The organism is Martinezella sp. CNPSo 3959 (genome assembly GCF_057784355.1).
Genome location: NZ_JBXSOV010000002.1, coordinates 390,307 through 410,460 on the forward strand (window position 1 = coordinate 390,307; position 20,154 = coordinate 410,460).

Consider the following 20,154-nt stretch of genomic DNA (forward strand, 5'->3'; position numbering starts at 1 on the left):
GAAAATGGTTTTGGTGATGGTCAGTCGTTCGAGGCGCCGGGCTCGCCGTCCCAGTAGTCGAGGTTGGTGGCAGCGGCGCGGCCGATGGCACGGAACGCCGTCTTGCCGTCGCTATAGGTTTTGGCCAGGAACTTGCCGGAATCGGGATATTCGACGATCTCGGTTCGAGCCTTGGTGGAAATGGCGAGGTAGGTGAGCACGCCGGGGCCGATATTGATGAGCTGATGTGCCGTTTCCGGGCCGCCGGCCGGAGCTCCAAGAACATCGCCTTTGCCAACTGCGATGCGCTGGTCGCCGAAGCGATATTCGCCTTCGCCGTCGAGAATGACGAACATCTCCTCCTCGACGTGATGATTGTGAAACGGACAGCCGGATTTGCCCGGAGGCACTTCGTTGTAGCTGATGCCGAGCTGCTTCAGCCCGAGCTTCGCCCCGAAGGAGGTGTCGCTGCCGGCAAAGAAGCTGCCTTGCTGCCAGTGTTCCAGCTCGAGTTCGCCGACATTGACGGCGGGTGCGGATTTCTTCGTCATGAACCTCCCCCTTGCAGGCTTCAAATTATTATCGAAGCGGTTGCGTGTGCGGAAGCCACAATTTCCGCGGTGCGTCGATCATTTCCAAATAGGGCCGGAATCGGCGCGGGCCATTGAAAAACACTTGCCAAGCGAGGCCCGCCGTGGTTTGACCCGGCCTAACAAGGTGCCGCGCCCTCTCAAATCGCAGGTGATGTATGACCAGCTCTTCCAATGCTCATATCCTTATCGTCGAAGCCCGCTTCTATGACGATATGGCCGATGCCCTGCTTGATGGCGCTAAGGGCGCTCTCGACGAGGCTGGTGCGACCTACGATATCGTGACTGTGCCCGGCGCCCTGGAGATCCCCGCGGCAATTGCCATGGCGCTCGATGGCGGTGACAATGGTAATGTGGTTTATGATGGCTATGTGGCTCTCGGCATGGTTATCCGCGGCGAGACATATCACTTCGATATCGTTGCCAATGAATCCTCGCGGGCGCTGATGGATCTGGCCGTCAGCGAATCCCTCGCAATCGGCAATGGTATCCTCACCGTCGAAAACGATGAGCAGGCATGGGCGCGTGTGCGCCGTTCGGACAAGGACAAGGGCGGTTTTGCCGCCCGTGCGGCGCTGACCATGATCGCGCTGAAAGAGAAGTTGGGTGCATAATACATGAGCAATCAGGATAACGAGCGACCGGCCAAGCCCGCCAATCAGCGGGGTGCCGCACGTCTAGCGGCGGTTCAGGCGCTCTATCAGATGGATATCGGCGGAACCGGCGTTCTGGAGGTGGTGGCTGAATACGAGGCTCACCGCCTGGGGCAGGAGCTGGATGGCGAGACCTATCTGAAGGCCGATGCATCCTGGTTCCGCTCTATCGTATCGGGTGTCGTGCGTGAGCAGACGCGGCTTGATCCGCTGATCGGCGCCGCGCTTCAGGACGACTGGGCACTGTCGCGTCTCGACAGCACAGTGCGCGCCATCCTGCGCGCCGGCACCTTTGAGCTTATCGACCGCAAGGACGTGCCGGTTCCGGTCATCGTCACCGAATATGTCGAGATCGCGCATGCCTTCTTCGAGGAGGACGAGCCCAAGCTCGTGAATGCAGTGCTCGACCGAATCGCTAAGCAGGTTCGCGGCGAAGCGAAGAAATAAAACCGCGCCGAACGCTCGGATCGCGGCATAACGCATTTTCGTTTCCTTCGTTCGCGCCTGATTTCATCTTCGAATATTCTTTTGAACCTTCTGCGGGTGTTTTACCCGCGGACGGTCTTGACGCGACGTTTTCCCGCCATCAATCTCGCAACTGCACATCAGCCGATCTCCTGGAGGAGGGGACCGATCGTTGTTGCAGGCGGCCGGGGGAGGAGTGAACCGCCGGCTTTTTTGGAGGGAAAAAGCGAAATGTCGATTCTTTTAGGAGTAATCGCATGCGGACTGCTCTCGGTGATTTACGCCGTATGGACAACCCGGTCGGTGCTCGCTGCCGATCAGGGCAATGCCCGCATGCAGGAGATTGCCGGGTATATTCGTGAAGGAGCGCAAGCCTATCTGGCGCGCCAATATAGAACCATCGCCATCGTCGGGATCATCGTATTCATCGCGGCCTGGCTCCTCTTGTCGGCCGAAGCCGCTTTCGGCTTCCTGATCGGCGCAATCCTCTCAGGCGCCGCAGGTTTCATCGGCATGCATGTCTCCGTGCGCGCCAATGTCCGCACCGCGCAAGCCTCGTCGCAGAGCCTGTCCGCAGGCCTCGATATCGCCTTCAAGTCGGGTGCCATCACCGGCATGCTGGTTGCGGGTCTCGCCTTGCTCGGCGTCTCCATCTACTTCTACGTCCTGACCGGTATCCTCGGTCATGAAGCCGGTTCGCGTGACGTGATCGATGCGCTCGTCGCCCTTGGTTTCGGCGCCTCGCTGATCTCGATCTTCGCCCGTCTCGGCGGCGGCATCTTCACTAAGGGTGCCGATGTCGGCGGCGACCTCGTCGGCAAGGTCGAGGCCGGCATTCCCGAAGACGATCCGCGCAATCCCGCGACCATCGCCGACAATGTCGGCGACAATGTCGGCGATTGCGCCGGCATGGCGGCCGACCTGTTTGAAACCTACGCTGTGTCCGTTGTCGCTACCATGGTCCTGGCCGCGATCTTCTTCGCCGGCACGCCGATCCTCGGTTCTGCCATGATCTATCCGCTGGCGATCTGCGGCGCCTGCATCATCACCTCGATCATCGGCACCTTCTTCGTGAAACTCGGTGTCAATGGTTCGATCATGGGCGCTCTCTACAAGGGCCTGATCGCCACGGGCGTGCTGTCGATCATCGGTCTCGGTGCAGCCACTTCGCTGACCATCGGCTGGGGTTCGGTCGGCACCGTCGCCGGCTTCGATGTCACCGGCGGGAAGCTGTTCGCCTGCGGCATCGTTGGTCTCATCGTCACGGCGCTGATCGTCGTCATTACCGAATACTATACCGGCACGAACAAGCGGCCGGTCAATTCCATCGCTCAGGCGTCCGTCACCGGTCACGGCACCAATGTCATCCAAGGTCTTGCCGTCTCGCTGGAATCGACGGCGCTGCCGGCGATCGTCATCGTTGGCGGCATCATCGCCACCTACCAACTCGGCGGCCTGTTCGGCACGGGTATTGCGGTCACCGCCATGCTCGGCCTTGCCGGCATGATCGTCGCTCTCGATGCTTTCGGTCCCGTCACGGACAATGCCGGCGGCATTGCGGAAATGTCGCATCTTCCGCCGGAGGTGCGCAAATCCACCGACGCACTGGACGCGGTCGGCAATACCACCAAGGCCGTCACGAAGGGTTACGCCATCGGCTCGGCCGGCCTCGGTGCGCTCGTGCTGTTCGCGGCCTATTCGAACGACCTGCAATATTTCGCGGCTCACGGTGACAAATACCCGTACTTCGCCAATATCGGCACGATCTCGTTCGAGCTTTCGAACCCTTACGTCGTTGCCGGTCTGCTGTTCGGCGGCCTCATTCCCTATCTCTTCGGCGGTATCGCCATGACCGCCGTCGGTCGTGCCGCAGGGGCGATCGTGGAGGAGGTTCGCAAGCAGTTTCGCGAAAAGCCCGGCATCATGCAGGGCACCGAGCGTCCCGATTACGGCCGCGCCGTCGATTTGCTGACCAAGGCCGCCATACGCGAGATGATCATCCCGTCGCTGCTGCCGGTTCTGGCGCCGGTCGTCGTCTATTTCGGTGTCCTGCTGCTGTCCGGCTCGAAGGCCTCAGCTTTTGCTGCGCTTGGCGCTTCCTTGCTCGGCGTGATCATCAACGGCCTCTTCGTCGCCATTTCGATGACGTCGGGCGGCGGTGCTTGGGACAATGCCAAGAAGAGCTTCGAGGACGGTTTCGTCGACAAGGACGGCACGCGTCATATGAAGGGCTCGGAAGCCCACAAGGCTTCAGTCACGGGTGACACCGTCGGCGATCCCTACAAGGACACGGCAGGCCCGGCAGTCAATCCGGCGATCAAGATCACGAATATCGTGGCCCTGCTTCTGCTTGCTATTCTCGCCGGCTAGAGCCGTTTCGCTTTTCTTCGAATCGCGAAAATGCTCTATCTCTCTGTTTTTACGCAATTCCGGACGGAAAACCGCTACGCACTTTTCCTGGAATTGCTCTAAGCAAACGGAATGCAAAAGAAAACCCGCGAGACGCCATGCCTCGCGGGTTTTTCGTTGAAACGGTATCCCGGCTTATTGGCCTGGGTTGAGGTTGTTGAGGAAGTTCCTTGCCCCGTTGACGCCGCTGCCGCTGCCCTGGAGGATCTGCTGCAGGAAGGTGATGTCGCGGCCGCCGGTCGGGGTCGTGCGGCTGATCATGTCGAAGACCCTGCCGTCCTTAAGCGTATAGTTGGCTTCCTGCTTCACCACGCCGTCCTTGTCGAAATAGATCGCCAGAATGTTCTGGTCGACCAGCTTCGGCTTCATGAAGGCGGCGGCACGCGTGCGCTTCTGGGAGATATAATAGAAGACTTCGCCGTCAAAGGTCGCTGTGGTCGAGGGCGTACCGAGCGAAAGCAGAACCTGCTCGCGGCTCGAACCGACCGGCGCAAGCGCCAGCGACTGCGGATCGAAGATGTAGCCGTTGTTCATGACCTCGCTGGTCTTGCAACCGGAAAGGCCCATGGTCGCAATCACCAGGGCGATGGCGGCAGTGCTGCTGAAAGTAATGTCAGACTTGAAATACCGTCTGGTCAACGACATCTCATCTCCCCTAATGAATCAATCCGATGGCCGGACGGCCGGTATGACCTTGCTGTACACATCATTGTGTCCTTTCCGCGATGGCAAAAGGCACAATCATGTTGTTCGGCACTCTTCGTCACCGATCATGCACAACGTGACGACGGTAAGGGCTGGAGCCTCGAAGCGGGCACAAACGGCATTGCAATTCGCGCCTGCTTCGGTAAACCAGCTTTTGCGTGGATGCAACAAGGCCAAGCAAAAACGGGGCGCTCCGAGGGAGCCAATTCCGGGAATTTTCATGATTTTTGGGCTCTTCCGCAAAAGAAATCACAATCAGATCATCGTCGTCAGGCAGTATGAAATCTTGACCTCCATGGCGCGGCAGCCGGTTTTCTATACCGAATACGACGTGCCAGATACGGTGATGGGGCGTTTCGAGTTACTGTCTGTCATGATGATCCTGTTCTTCCGCCGCACGCGGTCTTCGGCAACAAGCGGTCAGGAACTGGCGCAGGAAATTGTGGATGCTTTCTTCGAGGATATCGATTATTCGATCCGCGAGCTTGGTATAGGCGACAATAGCGTGCCAAAGCGCATGAAGAAGCTGGCCGGCATGTTCTATGGACGCCTCGAAAGCTATGCGAGCGCGATGGATGTCGATGATGGCGCCGCGCTCGCCGTGGCGTTACAGCGCAACATCTATCCCAAGGCGAATGAGGCCACGGCTTCCATGAGTGCATTGGCCGATTGGATGATGATCGCGGAAGCGCATCTGGCGACCGTCACGGAAGATCAGATCGCCACGGGCTCGGCGACGCTGCCGGTGCCAGACAAAGTCGGTCAACAGGCCGGTTAGGAGATAAAAATGAAAAGACACGACTCCGATGAAACGCCGTTTTCCTATCCCGTGAAGGTAGGGCATATCTCGGCCAATCCGGTGGATGTGCACATCGAGGCTGATGACCGCGAACTGGTTGGGCTCGCGGCCCTTTGGAATGTTCTCTCGGTCAGCAAGCTCGAAGCCGATCTCAAGATTTCGCGCTGGAAGCGTGACGGCGTGCGGATCAAGGGCAACGTGAAGGCAAAGATCGTTCAGGCTTGCGTTGTCACACTCGAGCCGGTCGAATCTGATATCGATGAGGACTTCGAGCACATTTTCGTGCCCGAGGATTCCAAACTGGCGCGCGCGCCTTCTGGGGATGCCGGAGAAATGATACTTGATCCCGATGGTCCGGATCTTCCAGAGACCTTCACCGGCGATACGATAGACGCTGGTGCGGCCGTTGCGGAATTTGCCGCCCTGGCCATCGACCCCTATCCGCGCAAGCCTGGCGTTGAGTTCGAAGCGCATATTGAAGATACCGGTGAAGACGACAGAAAGCCTTCGCCCTTTGCCGTTCTGAAAGATTGGAAAAAGGAATAGGCCCCGGTGCCGTTCGAGCACAATTCAGTTGTCACCGGGGGAGAAAACGGTATTTTGACGCCAAATTCGCCCGTCGCGGCGGAGAAAAAGGACTAGGGACGCGTGATCAGAATTTCTCTTGACCTAATGGGTGGCGACTTCGGCCCTGAGGTTGTTGTTCCCGGCGCGGCCAAGGCGCTGGATAGGCATCCCGATATCACGTTCGTGATGTACGGACAGAAGGAACGCTGCGAGGCGGTCCTCGCCAAATATCCCAAGCTTCGCGAGAAATCGGTCTTTCACGAATGCGAAGTTGCCATCAGTATGGATGAGAAGCCGAGCCAAGCGCTTCGCCGCGGCCGCTACGTTTCCAGCATGTGGCGCTCGATCGAGGCAGTGAAGACGGGCGGCGCCGATGTCGTCGTATCCGCCGGCAACACCGGCGCGCTGATGGCGATGGCGAAATTCTGCCTCCGCACCATGGCCAATATTGAACGCCCGGCAATTGCGGCGATCTGGCCGACGCTGCGCGGCGAAAGCATCGTGCTCGATGTCGGCGCCACGATCGGCGCCGACGCCCAGCAATTGCTCGATTTCGCCCTGATGGGCGGCGCCATGGCACGCGCGCTCTTTGAGATTGAACGGCCGACGGTTGGCCTGCTGAATGTCGGCGTCGAGGAAATCAAGGGTCAGGAAGAGGTCAAGGATGCCGGGCGCCTGATCCGCGAGGCCAATCTCGAATCGCTTGAATATTACGGTTTCGTCGAAGGCGACGATATCGGCAAAGGCACCGTCGATGTCGTCGTCACGGAAGGGTTTTCCGGCAATATCGCGCTGAAGGCGGCCGAAGGCACGGCAAAGCAGATCGGCGCCTATCTGCGCGCCGCGATGTCGCGCACGCTGCTTGCACGTATCGGCTATGTATTAGCCAAGGGCGCCTTCGACCTGCTGCGCGAGAAGCTCGATCCCAGCAAGGTCAATGGCGGCGTATTCCTCGGCCTCAACGGTATCGTCATCAAGAGCCATGGCGGAGCCAATGCAGAAGCCTTCGCAGCCGCCATTGATGTCGGCTATGATATGGCCAAGAATGGGCTCACGCAGAAAATCGAAAACGATTTGAAGAGATATCATGCCAAACGGCTGCCCCCTATCGGGCCGGAAGCGGCATGAGAGACGGGGTACAAGCAGAATGATCCGTTCAGTTGTTCGCGGTTTTGGGGCAGCGCTCCCCAAACGCGTCATGACCAATGCCGAGATGGAGCAGGTCGTCGATACCAGCGACGACTGGATCGTCCAGCGCTCGGGCATCCGTCAGCGCTATATCGCCGGCGAAGGTGAAACCACGGCTTCGCTCGGCGAGCAGGCGGCGCGTGCTGCCCTTGCCAATGCCGGCATGACGCCGGATGATCTCGATCTGATCATCGTTGCCACCTCGACGCCGGATAATACTTTTCCCGCGACGGCGGTGAATATCCAGAACCGGCTCGGCATGCATCATGGCTTTGCCTTCGATGTCCAGGCCGTCTGCACCGGCTTCGTCTATGCCGTAACCACGGCCGACGCCTATATTCGCGGCGGGCTTGCCAAGCGCGTGCTCGTCATCGGCGCCGAGACATTTTCGCGCATTCTCAATTGGACCGACCGCACGACCTGCGTTCTCTTCGGCGACGGTGCCGGTGCGCTGATCCTGGAAGCCGGCGAGGGGACTGGCGCCAATACCGATCGCGGCGTGCTGACGGCAAGCCTGCGCTCCGACGGTTCGCACAAGGACAAGCTCTATGTCGATGGCGGCCCGTCGACAACGGGAACGGTCGGCGTTCTCCATATGGCGGGTCGCGAAGTCTTTAAGCACGCCGTCGGCATGATCACCGACGTTATCCAGGCTGCATTCGATGCAACGGGCACCACGTCCGACGATCTCGATTGGCTCGTGCCGCATCAGGCCAATCGCCGCATCATCGATGGTTCCGCCAAGAAGCTCGGAATTGCTCCCGAGAAGGTTGTGGTCACCGTAGACCTTCACGGCAACACGTCGGCTGCATCCATCCCGCTTGCCCTTGCCGTGGCCGCTGGTGACGGACGGATCAAGAAAGGCGATCTGGTGATGCTGGAGGCCATGGGCGGCGGCTTCACCTGGGGCGCGGTCCTGCTGCGCTGGTAGCGCCGCATCTCTAAAAGCCGTTCCGAACAAGAGCTTGACCGTTCGGCGCAACGGCAATAGTCTCGCAAAACTTGAAGAAGATTACGCAGCAAAATGGGCGGGGAGCTATGACGGGCAAGACAGTGACGCGCGCAGACCTGGCGGAGTCGGTATTCCGGAAAGTCGGTCTCTCCAGAACGGAGTCGGCGGAACTCGTCGAGACTGTGATCGATGAAATTTGCAACGCCATCGTGCGTGGAGAAACGGTAAAGCTCTCCTCGTTCGCGACATTCCAGGTGCGCGACAAGAATGAGCGCATCGGCCGCAATCCGAAGACCGGCGAAGAAGTGCCGATTTCCCCGCGGCGTGTCATGACCTTCAAGGCGTCGAACGTTCTGAAGACCCGTATCCTGAAGGCCCATACGAGCCGCAAGGCAAAGACCAAGCCGGCAAATCCCGCCTCCTGATCCATCCTCGCGATTTCGATTTCGGCCGGCCACATGCCTTGTGACGCCGTCGTTTTAGGCCGATCTGCTTGCCGATTTGTCGCAAGCTTGTGTAGCGGCTGAATATCTGACTTGAATTTCCTCCGCCAAACCGTTGAAATATGGTGAGTCGTATCATCGAGCGATACGAATGCCGAAATCCGCTTATGTGTGATCCGGCTAAACGGCACCGCATGTGCAGTGTGGGAGTATGATGATGGACAAGAGCCCGGATGCGTTCCGCACGATCAGCGAAGTCGCGGAAGACCTTGATCTGCCGCAGCATGTCCTACGGTTCTGGGAAACTCGGTTTCCGCAGATAAAGCCGATGAAGCGGGGCGGCGGCAGGCGCTATTATCGCCCCGAGGATGTCGACCTTCTGAATGGCATCCGCCATCTGCTCTACGATCACGGCTATACGATCAAGGGCGTGCAGAAGCTCCTGAAGACCAATGGCAACAAGTTCGTCATCGCCGTCGGGCATGGCGATCTCGCCAGCGTGGAAGCGCTCGCCGCTGCGCAGGAGCCCGCCGTCGTCGAGCCCCGCGTTGCCTCTGCCAATTCCGAGGAAGATCAGATCGTCGGCCGCGCCAAGGCGCCGATCAGCCGCCGCTTCTTCAATTTCGTCAGCGGGGACGACGGCGTGCCGGATGTTTCCATCGGAAAATCGAGCGTCGGCAAGGAAGATCGCGCTTTGCTTCAGGAGACGCTTTACGATCTTCTGGAATGCAAGCGCCTTCTTGACCAGGTGCGATGAGGCTGGCAGCGGCGTTGGATTGCGACCAAAGCATAAGTACCTCGCAAACAACAGCCGAAAACTGTCGAGATAGCGTTGGTGCGCGTATTGGATGTACGCAAGCCGGACGTTTCGTTATTGCGACGGCTGAGTGACATTATTGTCACATGGTCCACGCTTCTGCGTTGTGAAAATTAGTTCGGCAGCCTTATTAACTTGATGAGTGGAAATCACAGGTCCAGTTTGACGGCGAAGCTTATGGCTTCGCCCTGTTTTGAGGGAACAGTCAGGCTATGGAGAGGCACGTTTTGTCTGCCGGGAGACTCCATCTCTGACGAATAGTCGAATGGAGATATCATGAACATCAAGAGCCTTCTTCTTGGCTCCGCCGCTGCTGTCGCCGCAGCAGGCGCTGGCCATGCCGCAGACGCCATTGTCGCCGCTCAACCCGAACCGCTTGAATATGTTCGCATCTGCGATGGATACGGCACAGGCTATTTCTATATTCCCGGCACGGAAACCTGCCTGAAGATCGGCGGCAAGGTTCGCACCGAGGGCGAGTGGTATGACGCCTATAATCCGCGCAGCAGGGTCGGCACCCTCTGGCACGAGCGTGTCGAGCTCAATGTCGATACCGCGACCGACACTGAATACGGTCCGCTGAAGACCAACACCATTTTCCGCTGGGAGTGGAACGATGGAGGCGCAACCAACTCCAAGTTGCTGTTCGCCAATATCAGCCTCGGCGGCTTCACCGTCGGTAAGCTCGACTCTCAATACAATCTTTACGCGGGCTATGCCGGCGACGTCATCAATGACGACGTGATCTATGACGGCCCGTACGAGCTCAATCAGTTGACCTATAAATACGAGCCAGACAATGGCTTCTCGGCTGTGATCTCTCTGGAAGATTCCAATTCCACCTCCGACGGTGAGGCCTCTTACGGTGCCGGCTGGTGGACGGATGACAAATCCAACCACTATGCTCCCGACGTCGTTGCCGGCCTTGGCTACAAGACGGGCAACTGGGGCATCAAGGTTGTCGGCGGCTATGACTCGATCGTCGAGGAAGGTGCCATCAAGGCTCGTCTTGACGCCAAATTCGGTGGCGTAGAAGCCTTCCTGATGGGGGGCTGGAATACGGACGGCGACAAGCTGAACAAATATGCCGGCACCAACCAGGATATCTCGGCCTGCACGAAATCGAACGGCACCGTCAATGCCGCCAAATGTGGCTGGGGTGACTGGGCAGTCTGGGGCGGCGTCGGCGTCCCGGTCAACGACAAGCTGAAGTGGAACCTGCAGCTTGCCTATACTGAGTCCAAGATGTTCGAGGCGACCACGAACCTCAAGATCTATCCGGTGAAGGATTTCCTGGTCGAGCCGGAACTCACCTATGTGCATTACGACTACATCAAGGATGACACGGTCGCCGGCATCCTTCGTTTCGAGCGGAACTTCTGATCGAAAACGTTCCCCGGCCTGGATAGTCTGCGGGCCTACTAATCGGATATGGGCCTCGTCATTCAGCGAGGCCTTTTCATTTTGTGCTAACCCGCTATCCCGCTGTTAAGCACGATACGATCTCTGCGTGCAGTTTTACCATCATTCGGCGGATTTTCATCTTATGCTTGGGAGGGTTGGCTTGCTAAAGCTTACCTTTGGCTGTATTTCCCTTTCCCTAGGGTTGTATCTAAAATTGCCGGAGGGAACATGCGCGTACGTGCCACAATGGCGGCGAGCCTCGTCGCTATATCAACCATTCTATCGAGCTGTCAGACACCGCAGGAATCGGCGATGAATGCGGAAATGACCTGCCAGTCGCAAGGGTTCCGTCCGGGGACGCAGCGTTACAATCGCTGTGTCGGCGCGACCTATCAATCCAATCGCGCCCAGGCGCAACAGGCTGAAAACCAGGCCGCCGCTCTGGCTGCCGCCGGCATCATCGGCGGCGTTCTCGTCGGCGCCGCCGTCAGCGACAATCACCACCATCGCGGCTATTACGGCCGTCCCTATTATCGCCGCTGCTATCGCTGCTGGTAAGTGTGATCTTTATCCGCGCCATTTCATGCTCCGTCAGCTCGCGCTGACGGAGTTTTCACGTCCGGGACACAGCGAGCCGTTAGAGCAGTTCCAGCAAAAGTGCGAAGCGATTTTGCGTCCGGAGCTGCGTAAAAACAAGAAGATAGAGCGTTTTCGCGATTCGAAGAAAGGCGGAAATGCCCTAGTCTGGCGGGCTCATTTCCTGGCGATTGACGAGCTTCACGCTTCGGTCCGGCTGGACGATGTAGGTTTCGAGCACATCCTGGCCCCACTGGTTGGTGAAATGGTGCTGGAATTGCGAGCCGGGGGGCGAAAGTGTCAGCTTTATATGCGGTTGGCCGCCGTAGGTGATGCTGCCTGGAATGGGCTGCACTGTTTCCGTTGTGTTGCACGCGGCAAGCAGCGGTGCGCATATGATGAGAGCTAAGAGGGGCTTCATTGCCTTGACTTTCCGCGCACCTCCCACCTTGCGCAATCTGTCGCGCAACAAAGGCGGAAGGGCATCTATGAGTGTGGCTTCAAATCACTATATAGACATAATGACGGCGTGCTCGGCAGCAAGGTTTGCATGCAGATTTACTTCGCAGCGCCGCCGAATTTCGAAGGAGTCGCATATGTTTACGATTGCCAGATCGATAACTGCCGCTGGCTTTGGTCTTTTACTGGCGGCCGGCGTCGTCATGCCGGCGAATGCCATCACCATGCCGGCCCTGACCGTTCCTGCAACCGAACAGCCTGAGATCATCCAGATTCGCGATCATGGCCACGGTCATGGGCATCACCATCACCATAATCGTTGGCGCAGCGGCCACCGGCTGCACGGCTCGGACAGCTATTATGACGACGATTCGGACAGCGGCGTGCTTTTCAAATCTTTCGTGACAGGCACTCTGTTCAACAGCCAGGGCTCGCAGAGCTATTACGGAAGCCATGCGCGTGGCTGCGCAAGCCGCTACCGCTCCTATCGCGCCTCGGATAACACTTATCAGCCGAGCCATGGGCCGAGGCAGCTGTGCCGCTGAACGGCAACTTTTTCTGAGCAGGCTGCTACTTTTCGCTTGCGTCGGCAAACGCTAAACTCTAAACGAAACAAGCCGTTTCGGCAGGTCGGGGCGTAGCGCAGCCCGGTAGCGCACTTGACTGGGGGTCAAGGGGTCGCTGGTTCGAGTCCAGTCGCCCCGACCATTTATCTCCTTGAACTCCCAATCGAATTTTTGAAGATCAGCTACACCAGGATGTCGCCTGGCCGGTCCAGCGGCGTGCGAGGCCTTCCGACACCATCTGGTCCCCGAGCGAGCGCCCCGCGCGCATGGCAATGCGCAGCTTGCCGCCATTCGGGTCGTCGCGGCGGTTGCTGCCAGAAAGCACGAAGTTTCCATCGTTGAGAATGGCCTGCAGGCGAAGCTTTGCGGCCACGCCTCGCTGCTTTTCGCTGGGGCAGCGCGCGGTACCGGCATCCGGGACGTCGATATCGGCTAGCTGGATTCTGATGCCGTCCTGCCAGAAAGTATTGCCGTCAACGACGCAATTGGTCCCGGAGCCGGCGCCGCAAAGCACGAAGCGGCCGCCGGACTGGGCTCGCAAGCTGGGTATGGGCCGTTCGACCGGTATCTTGTTGACCGGCATCGCCACCGGAATGGCGGCGGGCGGCACTGGCAGGGAAGATTCGGCTCGAGGCTCGGGTGTGATCGCCGCCGTCTTTATCTGCGGCTTCGCAGCCGGCACCGGCGCGTCCCTAGCCATATGAGGCATGCCGGCAACTGCTCCGGCATGCGCCAGCATCGACGGCATATCCTTGCGATGCTGATAGGCGTAGAGGCCGGCTACCGTTGCCAGGCCGACAACGCCCCATAGCCACATCGAATTGCCCGCTTTGGACTGCGGCTTGCGCCGCGTGCGTCGTTTCGCTTTCGCCATGGTATCGTCCCTCAATTGCGAGGGGGATTATCGCCGCCATTTCTTACCGATCCGTTGGCTTCCGCGGAGATCATGAACTGTGATGGGCAAGGCTACTTCGCTGCCGCCGTTGGCGCCTTCAGTTTCACCGACATCGTCACCTGTCCAGTGACGGAAAGTCTCGTGCCGCGATTGTCGAGATTGTTGACCGCGCTATTGCTCGACAGAGCACTGATCTCGCAGGCATCCGCAATGGTGTCGAGCAGCGTGGCGCAGCTACCGGCGGCAATCTTGTAGAAGGATTTCAAGGCCTTCTCCTGCTGCTCCTCGCTGTCTCCATCCGCCACTGGATAGGAAATCGATATCCCGGATTGAACGGAAATATATCCTTCGGGCGGCTGGCGAGGATTGCGTAGCGGAAGGTTCGAGAAGTTCTGTGCGACGGCGGGCAGGGCCATCGTTGCCAGCGTCAAGCCGAGAGCGGTCTGAATCAGAAATTTGGTCATCATTGTGCCTCCGTTTTTTCCGCTTGTCGCATAGGCAGATAAAGGCTCGGTGATGCCATAACTTAAAATTGTACCTTCGCTCGATTTTCCGTAAAATTTGCGAATCAGAAATACTTCGCGCCAAAATGCTTCCTTGCCAACCCAATATGCAAGGCGCATAGTCCAGCCTTATCGTCGGAAATAAAACGGGTGCCGGCGAAGTACTGCGTGCTTCTGCCCGAACGGACAACGAGACACGCAAATGCTGGACACACCTATACATCCACGAGATCTGCCGCTGTTTTCAGACGATCTGGACCGTCTCGAGAAGATACTGGAAACCGTCTGCAAGGACCGTGGCATGAACCCTCGCAGCCTTGAGGCAGAGCGCCTCGGCGCTCTGATCATCCAGCTCTATCGCCAGGGCGTGAAGGATGACGCAAAGCTGCTCTCCCTAGCGCGGGCTTATTTCTGACACAGCTGCGGTTTTTGTGGCCGAAAATCTAATCGATTTAAGCTGATTTCACATAGCTGCAATGATGCATTGTGCCTGTTCTAAGCGGACAAGGTTCCTTATATTTGTTGCATTGCACAAAGAGATTCGATTTCTCGATATCACTGATTCTCGAAAGGAACAGTGCGCGCCAGCCGGTAGCGGGATAATACCGATCGCGGCTGACGTGGATGGAAAGGTCCATGATGAATTTTAAAGTTCCGAGCCGGCTTCGCCGCTTGCTTGTCGATTCCGCTGAGCTGCCGCGGCTCCAGTTTCCGATGACGCAGCCGCAATCTCAGCCGGCACGCCGTCGTGTTTCCACGCGTCCTTCCGCCCAGCGGCTGACCGAAGTTTTGTGGTTCGGCCGCAATCCCGGCAATCTGCGCATGCTCGAATATGTGCCGCCTGGTGTGAAGGGACCGATGCCGCTCGTTGTTGTTCTGCACGGCTGCCATCAGAATGCAGAGGATTTCGATCGCGCGAGCGGCTGGACGGCACTTGCCCGTCAGCATGGGTTTGCGGTGCTTTTTGCGGAGCAAAAGGCTTCGAACAATCCCAATCTCTGTTTCAACTGGTTTCGCCCGAGCTTGGTCACGCGCGATCGCGGTGAACTCGGCTCTATCAAAGAAATGATCGATTTCAGCCGCCGTCTGCATGCGATCGACGACAGCAGGGTTTTCGTCATGGGCCTCTCGGCTGGGGGCGCTATGGCCGCCGCATTGCTCGCGACCTATCCGGAGCTGTTTGCCGCGGGCGCCATCATCGGCGGTCTGCCTTTCGGCGCTGCCCGGGACGCCATGTCGGCGCTCGACGTCATGAAGCGCGGCTCAAGCCGCCCGGCCGAAAAATGGGCCGAGCTTGTGCGCGAAGTGTCGCCCGATGCCGCTCGCTTTCCGGTCGTTTCCATCTGGCATGGCGACGCCGACGAGGTGGTAGCCTTCGCAAATGCGGAGGCATCCGTTGCGCAATGGCTTGCCGCACGCGAGCGTCCGCGCACCAAGGGTCGGCTGCGTCTCTTCGAGGGCGGTGAACGGCGCGAGTGGCGCGACGACTACGGTCATCTGATTTTGGAACTGGTGACGCTGACCGATTTCGGGCATGGCCTGCCCGTCGGCTCGATCGTCGAAGGTTGGGAACCGGCCAACGATACTGAACGTTACATCTTGCCGGCTGTGCTGTCGGCGCCTGAAGAGTTTGTCAAAAGCTGGAAGCTTGGAGCCTGAGGCAGATAAGCGAAATCGTGCAGCTGTCTTAGGTCCGGAGTTGCTAGAAACAAAGAGATGAAGCGGTTCGGAGCCTGCATGAAAAGCTGATCCGCTCTGAGGTGGCAACCCTGCCTCAGCCCTCAATCGTCATTGGTGGCATTCAGGTTCTCAGGCCGAATGCCATCATCGTCGGACCAGTGCTTGAAGCGAATGCCGGGACCGCCCGGGCCGTCGCTGCCACCAGCGAGAAAAATCACGCCATGGTTCTCGAGAACGGAGCGGATTGCCGCAAGCGCTCTCATGTCCGCCGAACTGCCCTCTGTTTCCAAGGCTTCGATCGTCGAAGCCGGCAGTTTGCTCTCGCTGGCAAGCGTCTCCACCGTCAGTCCGAGCATGGCGCGCGCGCCGCGCAATTGTGCTGAAGTAATCATGAGTTAAGTCTATCGCATCGGCTCGAAAAGCGGAACCGATTTCACACGAAAATCCGATGCGAGTTTAGAGGGCCGACGCGCTTTTCTTCCGGCCTTTGATTGCATCGCTGAAGTGGGAACTTGCCAGTTCCAGCGGGGCGGGGAAGGGTTGGCCGAGCAGGTCGTAATAGATCTTCTCGGTCGCATGGGCCATGCCGGCAAGTGTATAGCCATCCTTGCGGCGACGAGCTTCAGCGGTGAAACTTGCAAGCCGTGCCGGGTCAGCAAGCCTCGCCATCGCGGCCGCCAATGCTTCAGGATCATCGCTGTTTGGCACGATATAACCGTTTCTGCCATGTTCCAGCACCGTGCGTGCGCCCCCGACATCGGCGAGCAGCAGCGGCTTGCCTGCTGCAGCCGCTTCCAGCATCACATAGGACATAGCTTCGTAGCGGCTGGGCATGACGACGACATCGACGGCGTCTATGGCGGTCACGCCACGCACGCTGCCATCGATGCGGGCGCGATCTTCAAGCCCGGCTGCCCTGATCATTTCTCTTGTTGTATCGGCGAGCTCGCCGATCCCGATCATCAGCAGATGTGCTTGCGGTAAGTGGGGTGCTATCCGCGCAAAAGCTTCGACCAGGCGCTCCGGCGCCTTCTGTCGTGTCATCCGTCCGACAAAGCCGAAGAGCAGGGCGTCCTGTGGAATGCCATAGCGTCTGCGGATGGCCGTCCGCTGGCCGATGGGCCGCGCGTTTACGCCGTTGACGACGACGCGCAGTCGTTTTTCCGGGATGCCGAGCGACAGGGCATGATCATATTCATCCTGGGAAACGCAGATCAGCCGGTCCGTCAAAAAAGCCCCGAGAAGACGCTCGATGCCGCCATAGATCAGGCGGCCTTTCGAACCCAGCGTGGGGTCCATGGTACGAAAGGCATGCGGTGTGTAAAGAACAGGCACATGCTGCCCCGGCAGCCGCAAGCGCGTGAGAGCGCCGGCCTTCGAGCTGTGACCGTGGATCAGATCGAACGGCCCGTGAATGGTGGCGAGCTTGCGGAGCTGCCACCATGCCGTCAGGTCCCAGGGGCCTGGAGCGCGCCGCATGGCAAGCGGAATGACATTGTCCAGGCCCATATTTTCCAGCTCAGCGACGAAGGCGGGCTCGGCGCGCACCGGGGAATAGATGGCGGTCACGAAATGGCCGCGATGCTGCATGGCCCGGCACAGATCGAGAAAATGTCGCCCGGAGCCGCCGCCGCTCGGTTCGAGAACCTGCAACAACGACAGGCGTTTGACGTTGGTGCGAATGTTCACCGCGCAGCTTCCCTTCTGCTCAAGTCACGCTGATATTTCTGCTCCAGGGCGCCGCAGCCCCAGACGATGCCGATCAGCATGTAAAGATGGCGCCAATGATCGGTATCGATGACGTTGCCGATGCCGACATGGCCGAGAATGACGATCCAGCCGATCATCAGGTAGGGCTGCCAGGGACGCTCCCTCAGCAGGTTGCGGAAGCCGATATAGATGGTCCAGCAGATCATGCTGATCCAGGTCACGAAACCGAGCCAGCCATAGGTGGTCAGTGTTTTCAGCCAAGTATTGTGCTCGTCTTCGCGGAAGATCTGGCCGAAGACCAGCGGACCGATGCCGAAAGGCCGTTCCATGGACATTTGGAAGCCGATGCTGTGGCGCTCGAAACGGCCGAGGTGCCCGCCGTCATAGCTCTGCACCAGCTGCAGGCGCGTCGAAAACAGGTCGCTGACCTGCGGAAATTGCAGCGCGACGACGAGCAGCACAATCATTAGGATTATGGCCGCCAGCGACATCACCAGAATGCGCAGCCGGAAGGTATTGCTGCGGTGCTTCAGCAACATGCAGAAGATCAGCATCACCGAGGTGAAAGCGAAAAGGGCCCAAGCTGCGCGCGAGAAGGACAGGAAAATGCCGAAGGCGAGGACGAACAGGCAGATGCCCTTGATCGGCGCCTTTTTCAGGTCGCCGATCAGCAGGCCGTGCATGAGATAGAGGCTCGGCGCCACAAGATAGGGGCCGAAGACGTTCGGATCCTGGAATGCACCCATGGCGCGGTCGTAGCGCGTGAAGATGTCGAAGCCCGGCACGGCATGGAAGTAGCCGAGGATGCCGAGACTTGCGGTGATCAGCGCTGCCACGACCCAGGTATTGAAGATCAGCTTCAGCCGCTTTTGGTTGTCTTCGGCAATGGCGGCATAGAAGACGGCGCTCAGCGCCAGAAAGGTCGAGACCGCGATATAGATCGGGCCATCGAGATGGTTGCCGGCGGCGAGGTCATGCATCTGCGTGATCGAGAGCATCCCGCCGACATTGAATGTCAGGAACAGGGCCAGAAGCGGCGCGACGCTGCGCGAGATTTTCAGCCCGAGAATGAACCATGTGCCGATCAAAAAGGCGAGCCACAGCTCGTAGGGTGCGGGCTCCGCGATAACGAAACCCGACAGGAATACGCCCACGGCAACGCTCGCCGTACCGACCAGCCGCAATGCGGCAAGCTGCGGCTGCGCGACGCGGGGTGATGGCAGATCGATCGCGCTCAATATGCATTTTCCGTATTGAGCAGACGGAATGGCGTCAGGAACAGGATTTTCAGATCGAACAGCAGCGACCAGTTCTCGATATAATAGAGATCGTAGGCCGTACGGAACTTGATCTTGTCGTCGCTGTCGATCTCGCCACGCCAGCCGTTGATCTGCGCCCAGCCGGTCACGCCCGGCTTTACGCGATGGCGCGCGAAGTAACCTTCGACGACGTCGGCATAGGTGCGGTTATGGCTGGCGGCAAGCACGGCATGCGGCCGCGGGCCGACGAGCGAGAGGCTTCCGAGCAGCACGTTGAAGAGCTGCGGCAACTCGTCGATCGACGTCTTGCGGATGAAGCGGCCGACGGGGGTCACGCGCGGGTCGTTCTTGGTTACGGCATTGCGAGCCGACGGATCGCTCATATGCGTGTACATCGAGCGAAACTTGAACACGTTGATGATCTCGTTGTTGAACCCGTGGCGCTTCTGCATGAAGAACACCGGCCCCCTCGAGGTCGCCTTCACGGCAATCGCAGCCCCCAACATGATCGGCCAGAGAAGGGCAAGCGCGACCACGCTGAAGAAGATGTCGAAGATGCGCTTGGCAACGCCATCCCAGTCCCGGATCGGCTTGTTGAAGATGTCGAGCATCGGCACGGCGCCGACATGCGAATAGGCGCGGGGGCGGAAGCGCAGCTTGTTGGCATGCGCCGCCAGTCTGATGTCGACGGGCAGTACCCAAAGCATTTTCAGCAATTGCAGAATGCGGTCTTCGGCGCTGATTGGCAACGCGATGATTAGCATGTCGATGCGCACGAGCCGCGCAAACTCGACCAATTCCGCCACCGTGCCGAGTTTCGGATAGCCGGCCACCATGATGGGAGAACGCTTTTCGCCACGATCGTCGAAGATGCCGCAGATACGGATATCGTTGTCTGGCTGATGTTCGAGGGCGCGAATGAGTTCCTTTGCCGGTTCGCCGCCGCCGACGATGACGGCGCGCCGTTCCATGACGCCGTTGCGGGCCCAGTGGCGAATGCCATAGGCGAAAAGCAGGCGTGCCACGAGAAGGAAGCCGGCGCCGGCTGCGAACCACAGACCGAGGAGGGGGAGAGAATAGATATTATTGATGTCGAACGGGAGCAGGGCGATGACCATGACCGCGAAGGCCGCCGCCCAAGCTCCGAGAATCCTGTGCAGGTAATGGTGAGGCGAGCGCAGAACCGGGATCTGATAGGCGTCTGCAATCTGCAGGAAGGCAATGGCGAGGCCGCAGAGCGCGAGCGTCACCACGCCCTTTGATACGAAGGGATGATCGTCCGATGTGCCGAAAAGGAGAATTGCAAGCCCGAATGCGAGCAGCGATAGAAATTCGAACAACCGGTATTGTCCGACGATGATGGACGGAGACTGGTTGGTTTCGCGAAACTGTTCGGCGATCTGCCGCGCATAGATATTCATTCCGCCGGGACGATCGCCCGGCGTCTCGCCGGCACCGCGCGTGCGGATTTCCGAAACCTGCTTGCGAAGATTGTCCAAGCTGAGCTGCTCGGATTTTTCGGTAGTGTTCATGAC

Annotated in this window: 22 protein-coding genes, 1 tRNA gene and 1 pseudogene; 15 read left to right on the forward strand and 9 right to left on the reverse strand. The window is 58.9% G+C overall.

Annotation, left to right across the window (positions count from 1 at the left end; all coding sequences use genetic code 11):
- Positions 1-20: 20 nt before the first annotated feature.
- Positions 21-530 carry a cupin domain-containing protein gene (locus AC13RE_RS09855; RefSeq protein ID WP_132716299.1) on the reverse strand — a complete coding sequence of 170 codons (510 nt, stop codon included), beginning with the start codon at positions 528-530 and terminating at the stop codon, positions 21-23.
- 197 nt (positions 531-727) lie between these two features.
- Here AC13RE_RS09855 and ribH point away from each other — a divergent pair, with 197 nt between their 5' ends.
- The 3 genes from ribH to AC13RE_RS09870 all read left to right on the forward strand — a co-directional run bounded on the left by ribH (position 728) and on the right by AC13RE_RS09870 (position 4,057).
- Positions 728-1,183, forward strand: coding sequence for a 6,7-dimethyl-8-ribityllumazine synthase (gene ribH / locus AC13RE_RS09860; protein ID WP_488562793.1), 456 nt, complete (start codon positions 728-730; stop codon positions 1,181-1,183).
- 3 nt (positions 1,184-1,186) lie between these two features.
- Entirely contained in the window at positions 1,187-1,669 is a 483-nt protein-coding gene (gene nusB, locus AC13RE_RS09865; RefSeq protein ID WP_488483421.1) for a transcription antitermination factor NusB, read from the forward strand.
- Positions 1,670-1,918: 249 nt separating this feature from the next.
- Positions 1,919-4,057 carry a sodium-translocating pyrophosphatase gene (locus AC13RE_RS09870; protein ID WP_488562794.1) on the forward strand — a complete coding sequence of 713 codons (2,139 nt, stop codon included), beginning with the start codon at positions 1,919-1,921 and terminating at the stop codon, positions 4,055-4,057.
- A 174-nt stretch (positions 4,058-4,231) separates the two neighbouring features.
- Here the strand turns inward: AC13RE_RS09870 and AC13RE_RS09875 are convergent, their stop codons facing one another.
- The gene (locus tag AC13RE_RS09875) at positions 4,232-4,741 is read right to left on the reverse strand and encodes an outer membrane protein assembly factor BamE (protein WP_015339434.1); all 510 of its coding nucleotides are present in this window, start codon (positions 4,739-4,741) and stop codon (positions 4,232-4,234) included.
- A gap of 222 nt (positions 4,742-4,963) precedes the next feature.
- Here AC13RE_RS09875 and AC13RE_RS09880 point away from each other — a divergent pair.
- From AC13RE_RS09880 to AC13RE_RS09915, 8 genes and pseudogenes are all read left to right on the forward strand, one after another.
- A pseudogene (locus AC13RE_RS09880) lies at positions 4,964-5,579 on the forward strand (ubiquinol-cytochrome C chaperone family protein).
- A 9-nt stretch (positions 5,580-5,588) separates the two neighbouring features.
- Entirely contained in the window at positions 5,589-6,146 is a 558-nt protein-coding gene (locus AC13RE_RS09885; protein ID WP_132716302.1) for a YceD family protein, read from the forward strand.
- Positions 6,147-6,248: 102 nt separating this feature from the next.
- Positions 6,249-7,295: a phosphate acyltransferase PlsX gene (plsX, locus tag AC13RE_RS09890; protein WP_310229372.1), complete on the forward strand. Its 1,047-nt coding sequence runs from the start codon at positions 6,249-6,251 to the stop codon at positions 7,293-7,295.
- 19 nt (positions 7,296-7,314) lie between these two features.
- Positions 7,315-8,286 (forward strand): beta-ketoacyl-ACP synthase III, encoded by a 972-nt coding sequence (locus tag AC13RE_RS09895; RefSeq protein ID WP_488562795.1) that lies wholly within the window; start codon positions 7,315-7,317, stop codon positions 8,284-8,286.
- Between the two features lie 107 nt (positions 8,287-8,393).
- Positions 8,394-8,732 carry an integration host factor subunit alpha gene (locus AC13RE_RS09900; protein ID WP_041677339.1) on the forward strand — a complete coding sequence of 113 codons (339 nt, stop codon included), beginning with the start codon at positions 8,394-8,396 and terminating at the stop codon, positions 8,730-8,732.
- A 229-nt stretch (positions 8,733-8,961) separates the two neighbouring features.
- The gene (locus tag AC13RE_RS09905) at positions 8,962-9,507 is read left to right on the forward strand and encodes a MerR family transcriptional regulator (RefSeq protein ID WP_488562796.1); all 546 of its coding nucleotides are present in this window, start codon (positions 8,962-8,964) and stop codon (positions 9,505-9,507) included.
- Positions 9,508-9,843: 336 nt separating this feature from the next.
- Positions 9,844-10,950, forward strand: coding sequence for a porin (locus AC13RE_RS09910; RefSeq protein WP_488562797.1), 1,107 nt, complete (start codon positions 9,844-9,846; stop codon positions 10,948-10,950).
- A gap of 249 nt (positions 10,951-11,199) precedes the next feature.
- Entirely contained in the window at positions 11,200-11,529 is a 330-nt protein-coding gene (locus tag AC13RE_RS09915) for a hypothetical protein (RefSeq protein WP_132716304.1), read from the forward strand.
- 181 nt (positions 11,530-11,710) lie between these two features.
- Here AC13RE_RS09915 and AC13RE_RS09920 read toward each other — a convergent pair whose 3' ends face one another.
- A complete protein-coding gene (locus tag AC13RE_RS09920; protein WP_488562798.1) occupies positions 11,711-11,968 on the reverse strand; it encodes a hypothetical protein in 258 nt (85 codons plus the stop codon).
- 175 nt (positions 11,969-12,143) lie between these two features.
- On the opposite strand from AC13RE_RS09920, the gene AC13RE_RS09925 reads away from it, so the two are divergent.
- Both AC13RE_RS09925 and AC13RE_RS09930 read left to right on the forward strand, forming a co-directional pair.
- On the forward strand, positions 12,144-12,551 hold the full coding sequence (locus AC13RE_RS09925) for a BA14K family protein (RefSeq protein ID WP_488483414.1): 408 nt from the start codon (positions 12,144-12,146) through the stop codon (positions 12,549-12,551).
- Between the two features lie 86 nt (positions 12,552-12,637).
- Positions 12,638-12,714: transfer RNA gene (locus AC13RE_RS09930), tRNA-Pro, on the forward strand.
- A 36-nt stretch (positions 12,715-12,750) separates the two neighbouring features.
- On the opposite strand, the gene AC13RE_RS09935 is transcribed toward AC13RE_RS09930, so the two are convergent.
- Positions 12,751-13,446, reverse strand: coding sequence for a thermonuclease family protein (locus AC13RE_RS09935; protein WP_112337573.1), 696 nt, complete (start codon positions 13,444-13,446; stop codon positions 12,751-12,753).
- Between the two features lie 92 nt (positions 13,447-13,538).
- Entirely contained in the window at positions 13,539-13,934 is a 396-nt protein-coding gene (locus AC13RE_RS09940; protein ID WP_488562799.1) for a hypothetical protein, read from the reverse strand.
- Between the two features lie 238 nt (positions 13,935-14,172).
- Between AC13RE_RS09940 and AC13RE_RS09945 the strand changes: the two genes are divergently transcribed.
- Both AC13RE_RS09945 and AC13RE_RS09950 read left to right on the forward strand, forming a co-directional pair.
- Complete coding sequence (locus AC13RE_RS09945) at positions 14,173-14,385, forward strand: hypothetical protein (RefSeq protein ID WP_132716309.1); 213 nt, start codon at positions 14,173-14,175, stop codon at positions 14,383-14,385.
- 221 nt (positions 14,386-14,606) lie between these two features.
- Entirely contained in the window at positions 14,607-15,629 is a 1,023-nt protein-coding gene (locus AC13RE_RS09950; protein ID WP_488562800.1) for an extracellular catalytic domain type 1 short-chain-length polyhydroxyalkanoate depolymerase, read from the forward strand.
- A gap of 122 nt (positions 15,630-15,751) precedes the next feature.
- On the opposite strand, the gene AC13RE_RS09955 is transcribed toward AC13RE_RS09950, so the two are convergent.
- The 4 genes from AC13RE_RS09955 to AC13RE_RS09970 all read right to left on the reverse strand — a co-directional run bounded on the left by AC13RE_RS09955 (position 15,752) and on the right by AC13RE_RS09970 (position 20,151).
- Positions 15,752-16,042: a helix-turn-helix domain-containing protein gene (locus tag AC13RE_RS09955; protein ID WP_015339449.1), complete on the reverse strand. Its 291-nt coding sequence runs from the start codon at positions 16,040-16,042 to the stop codon at positions 15,752-15,754.
- A 64-nt stretch (positions 16,043-16,106) separates the two neighbouring features.
- Positions 16,107-17,339 (reverse strand): glycosyltransferase, encoded by a 1,233-nt coding sequence (locus AC13RE_RS09960; protein WP_488562801.1) that lies wholly within the window; start codon positions 17,337-17,339, stop codon positions 16,107-16,109.
- Complete coding sequence (locus AC13RE_RS09965; RefSeq protein WP_488562802.1) at positions 17,336-18,598, reverse strand: O-antigen ligase family protein; 1,263 nt, start codon at positions 18,596-18,598, stop codon at positions 17,336-17,338. The genes AC13RE_RS09960 and AC13RE_RS09965 overlap by 4 nt, the downstream gene beginning before the upstream one ends.
- Positions 18,595-20,151 carry an undecaprenyl-phosphate glucose phosphotransferase gene (locus AC13RE_RS09970; RefSeq protein ID WP_488562803.1) on the reverse strand — a complete coding sequence of 519 codons (1,557 nt, stop codon included), beginning with the start codon at positions 20,149-20,151 and terminating at the stop codon, positions 18,595-18,597. Before AC13RE_RS09970 ends, AC13RE_RS09965 begins: the two co-directional genes overlap by 4 nt.
- Positions 20,152-20,154: the final 3 nt, after the last annotated feature.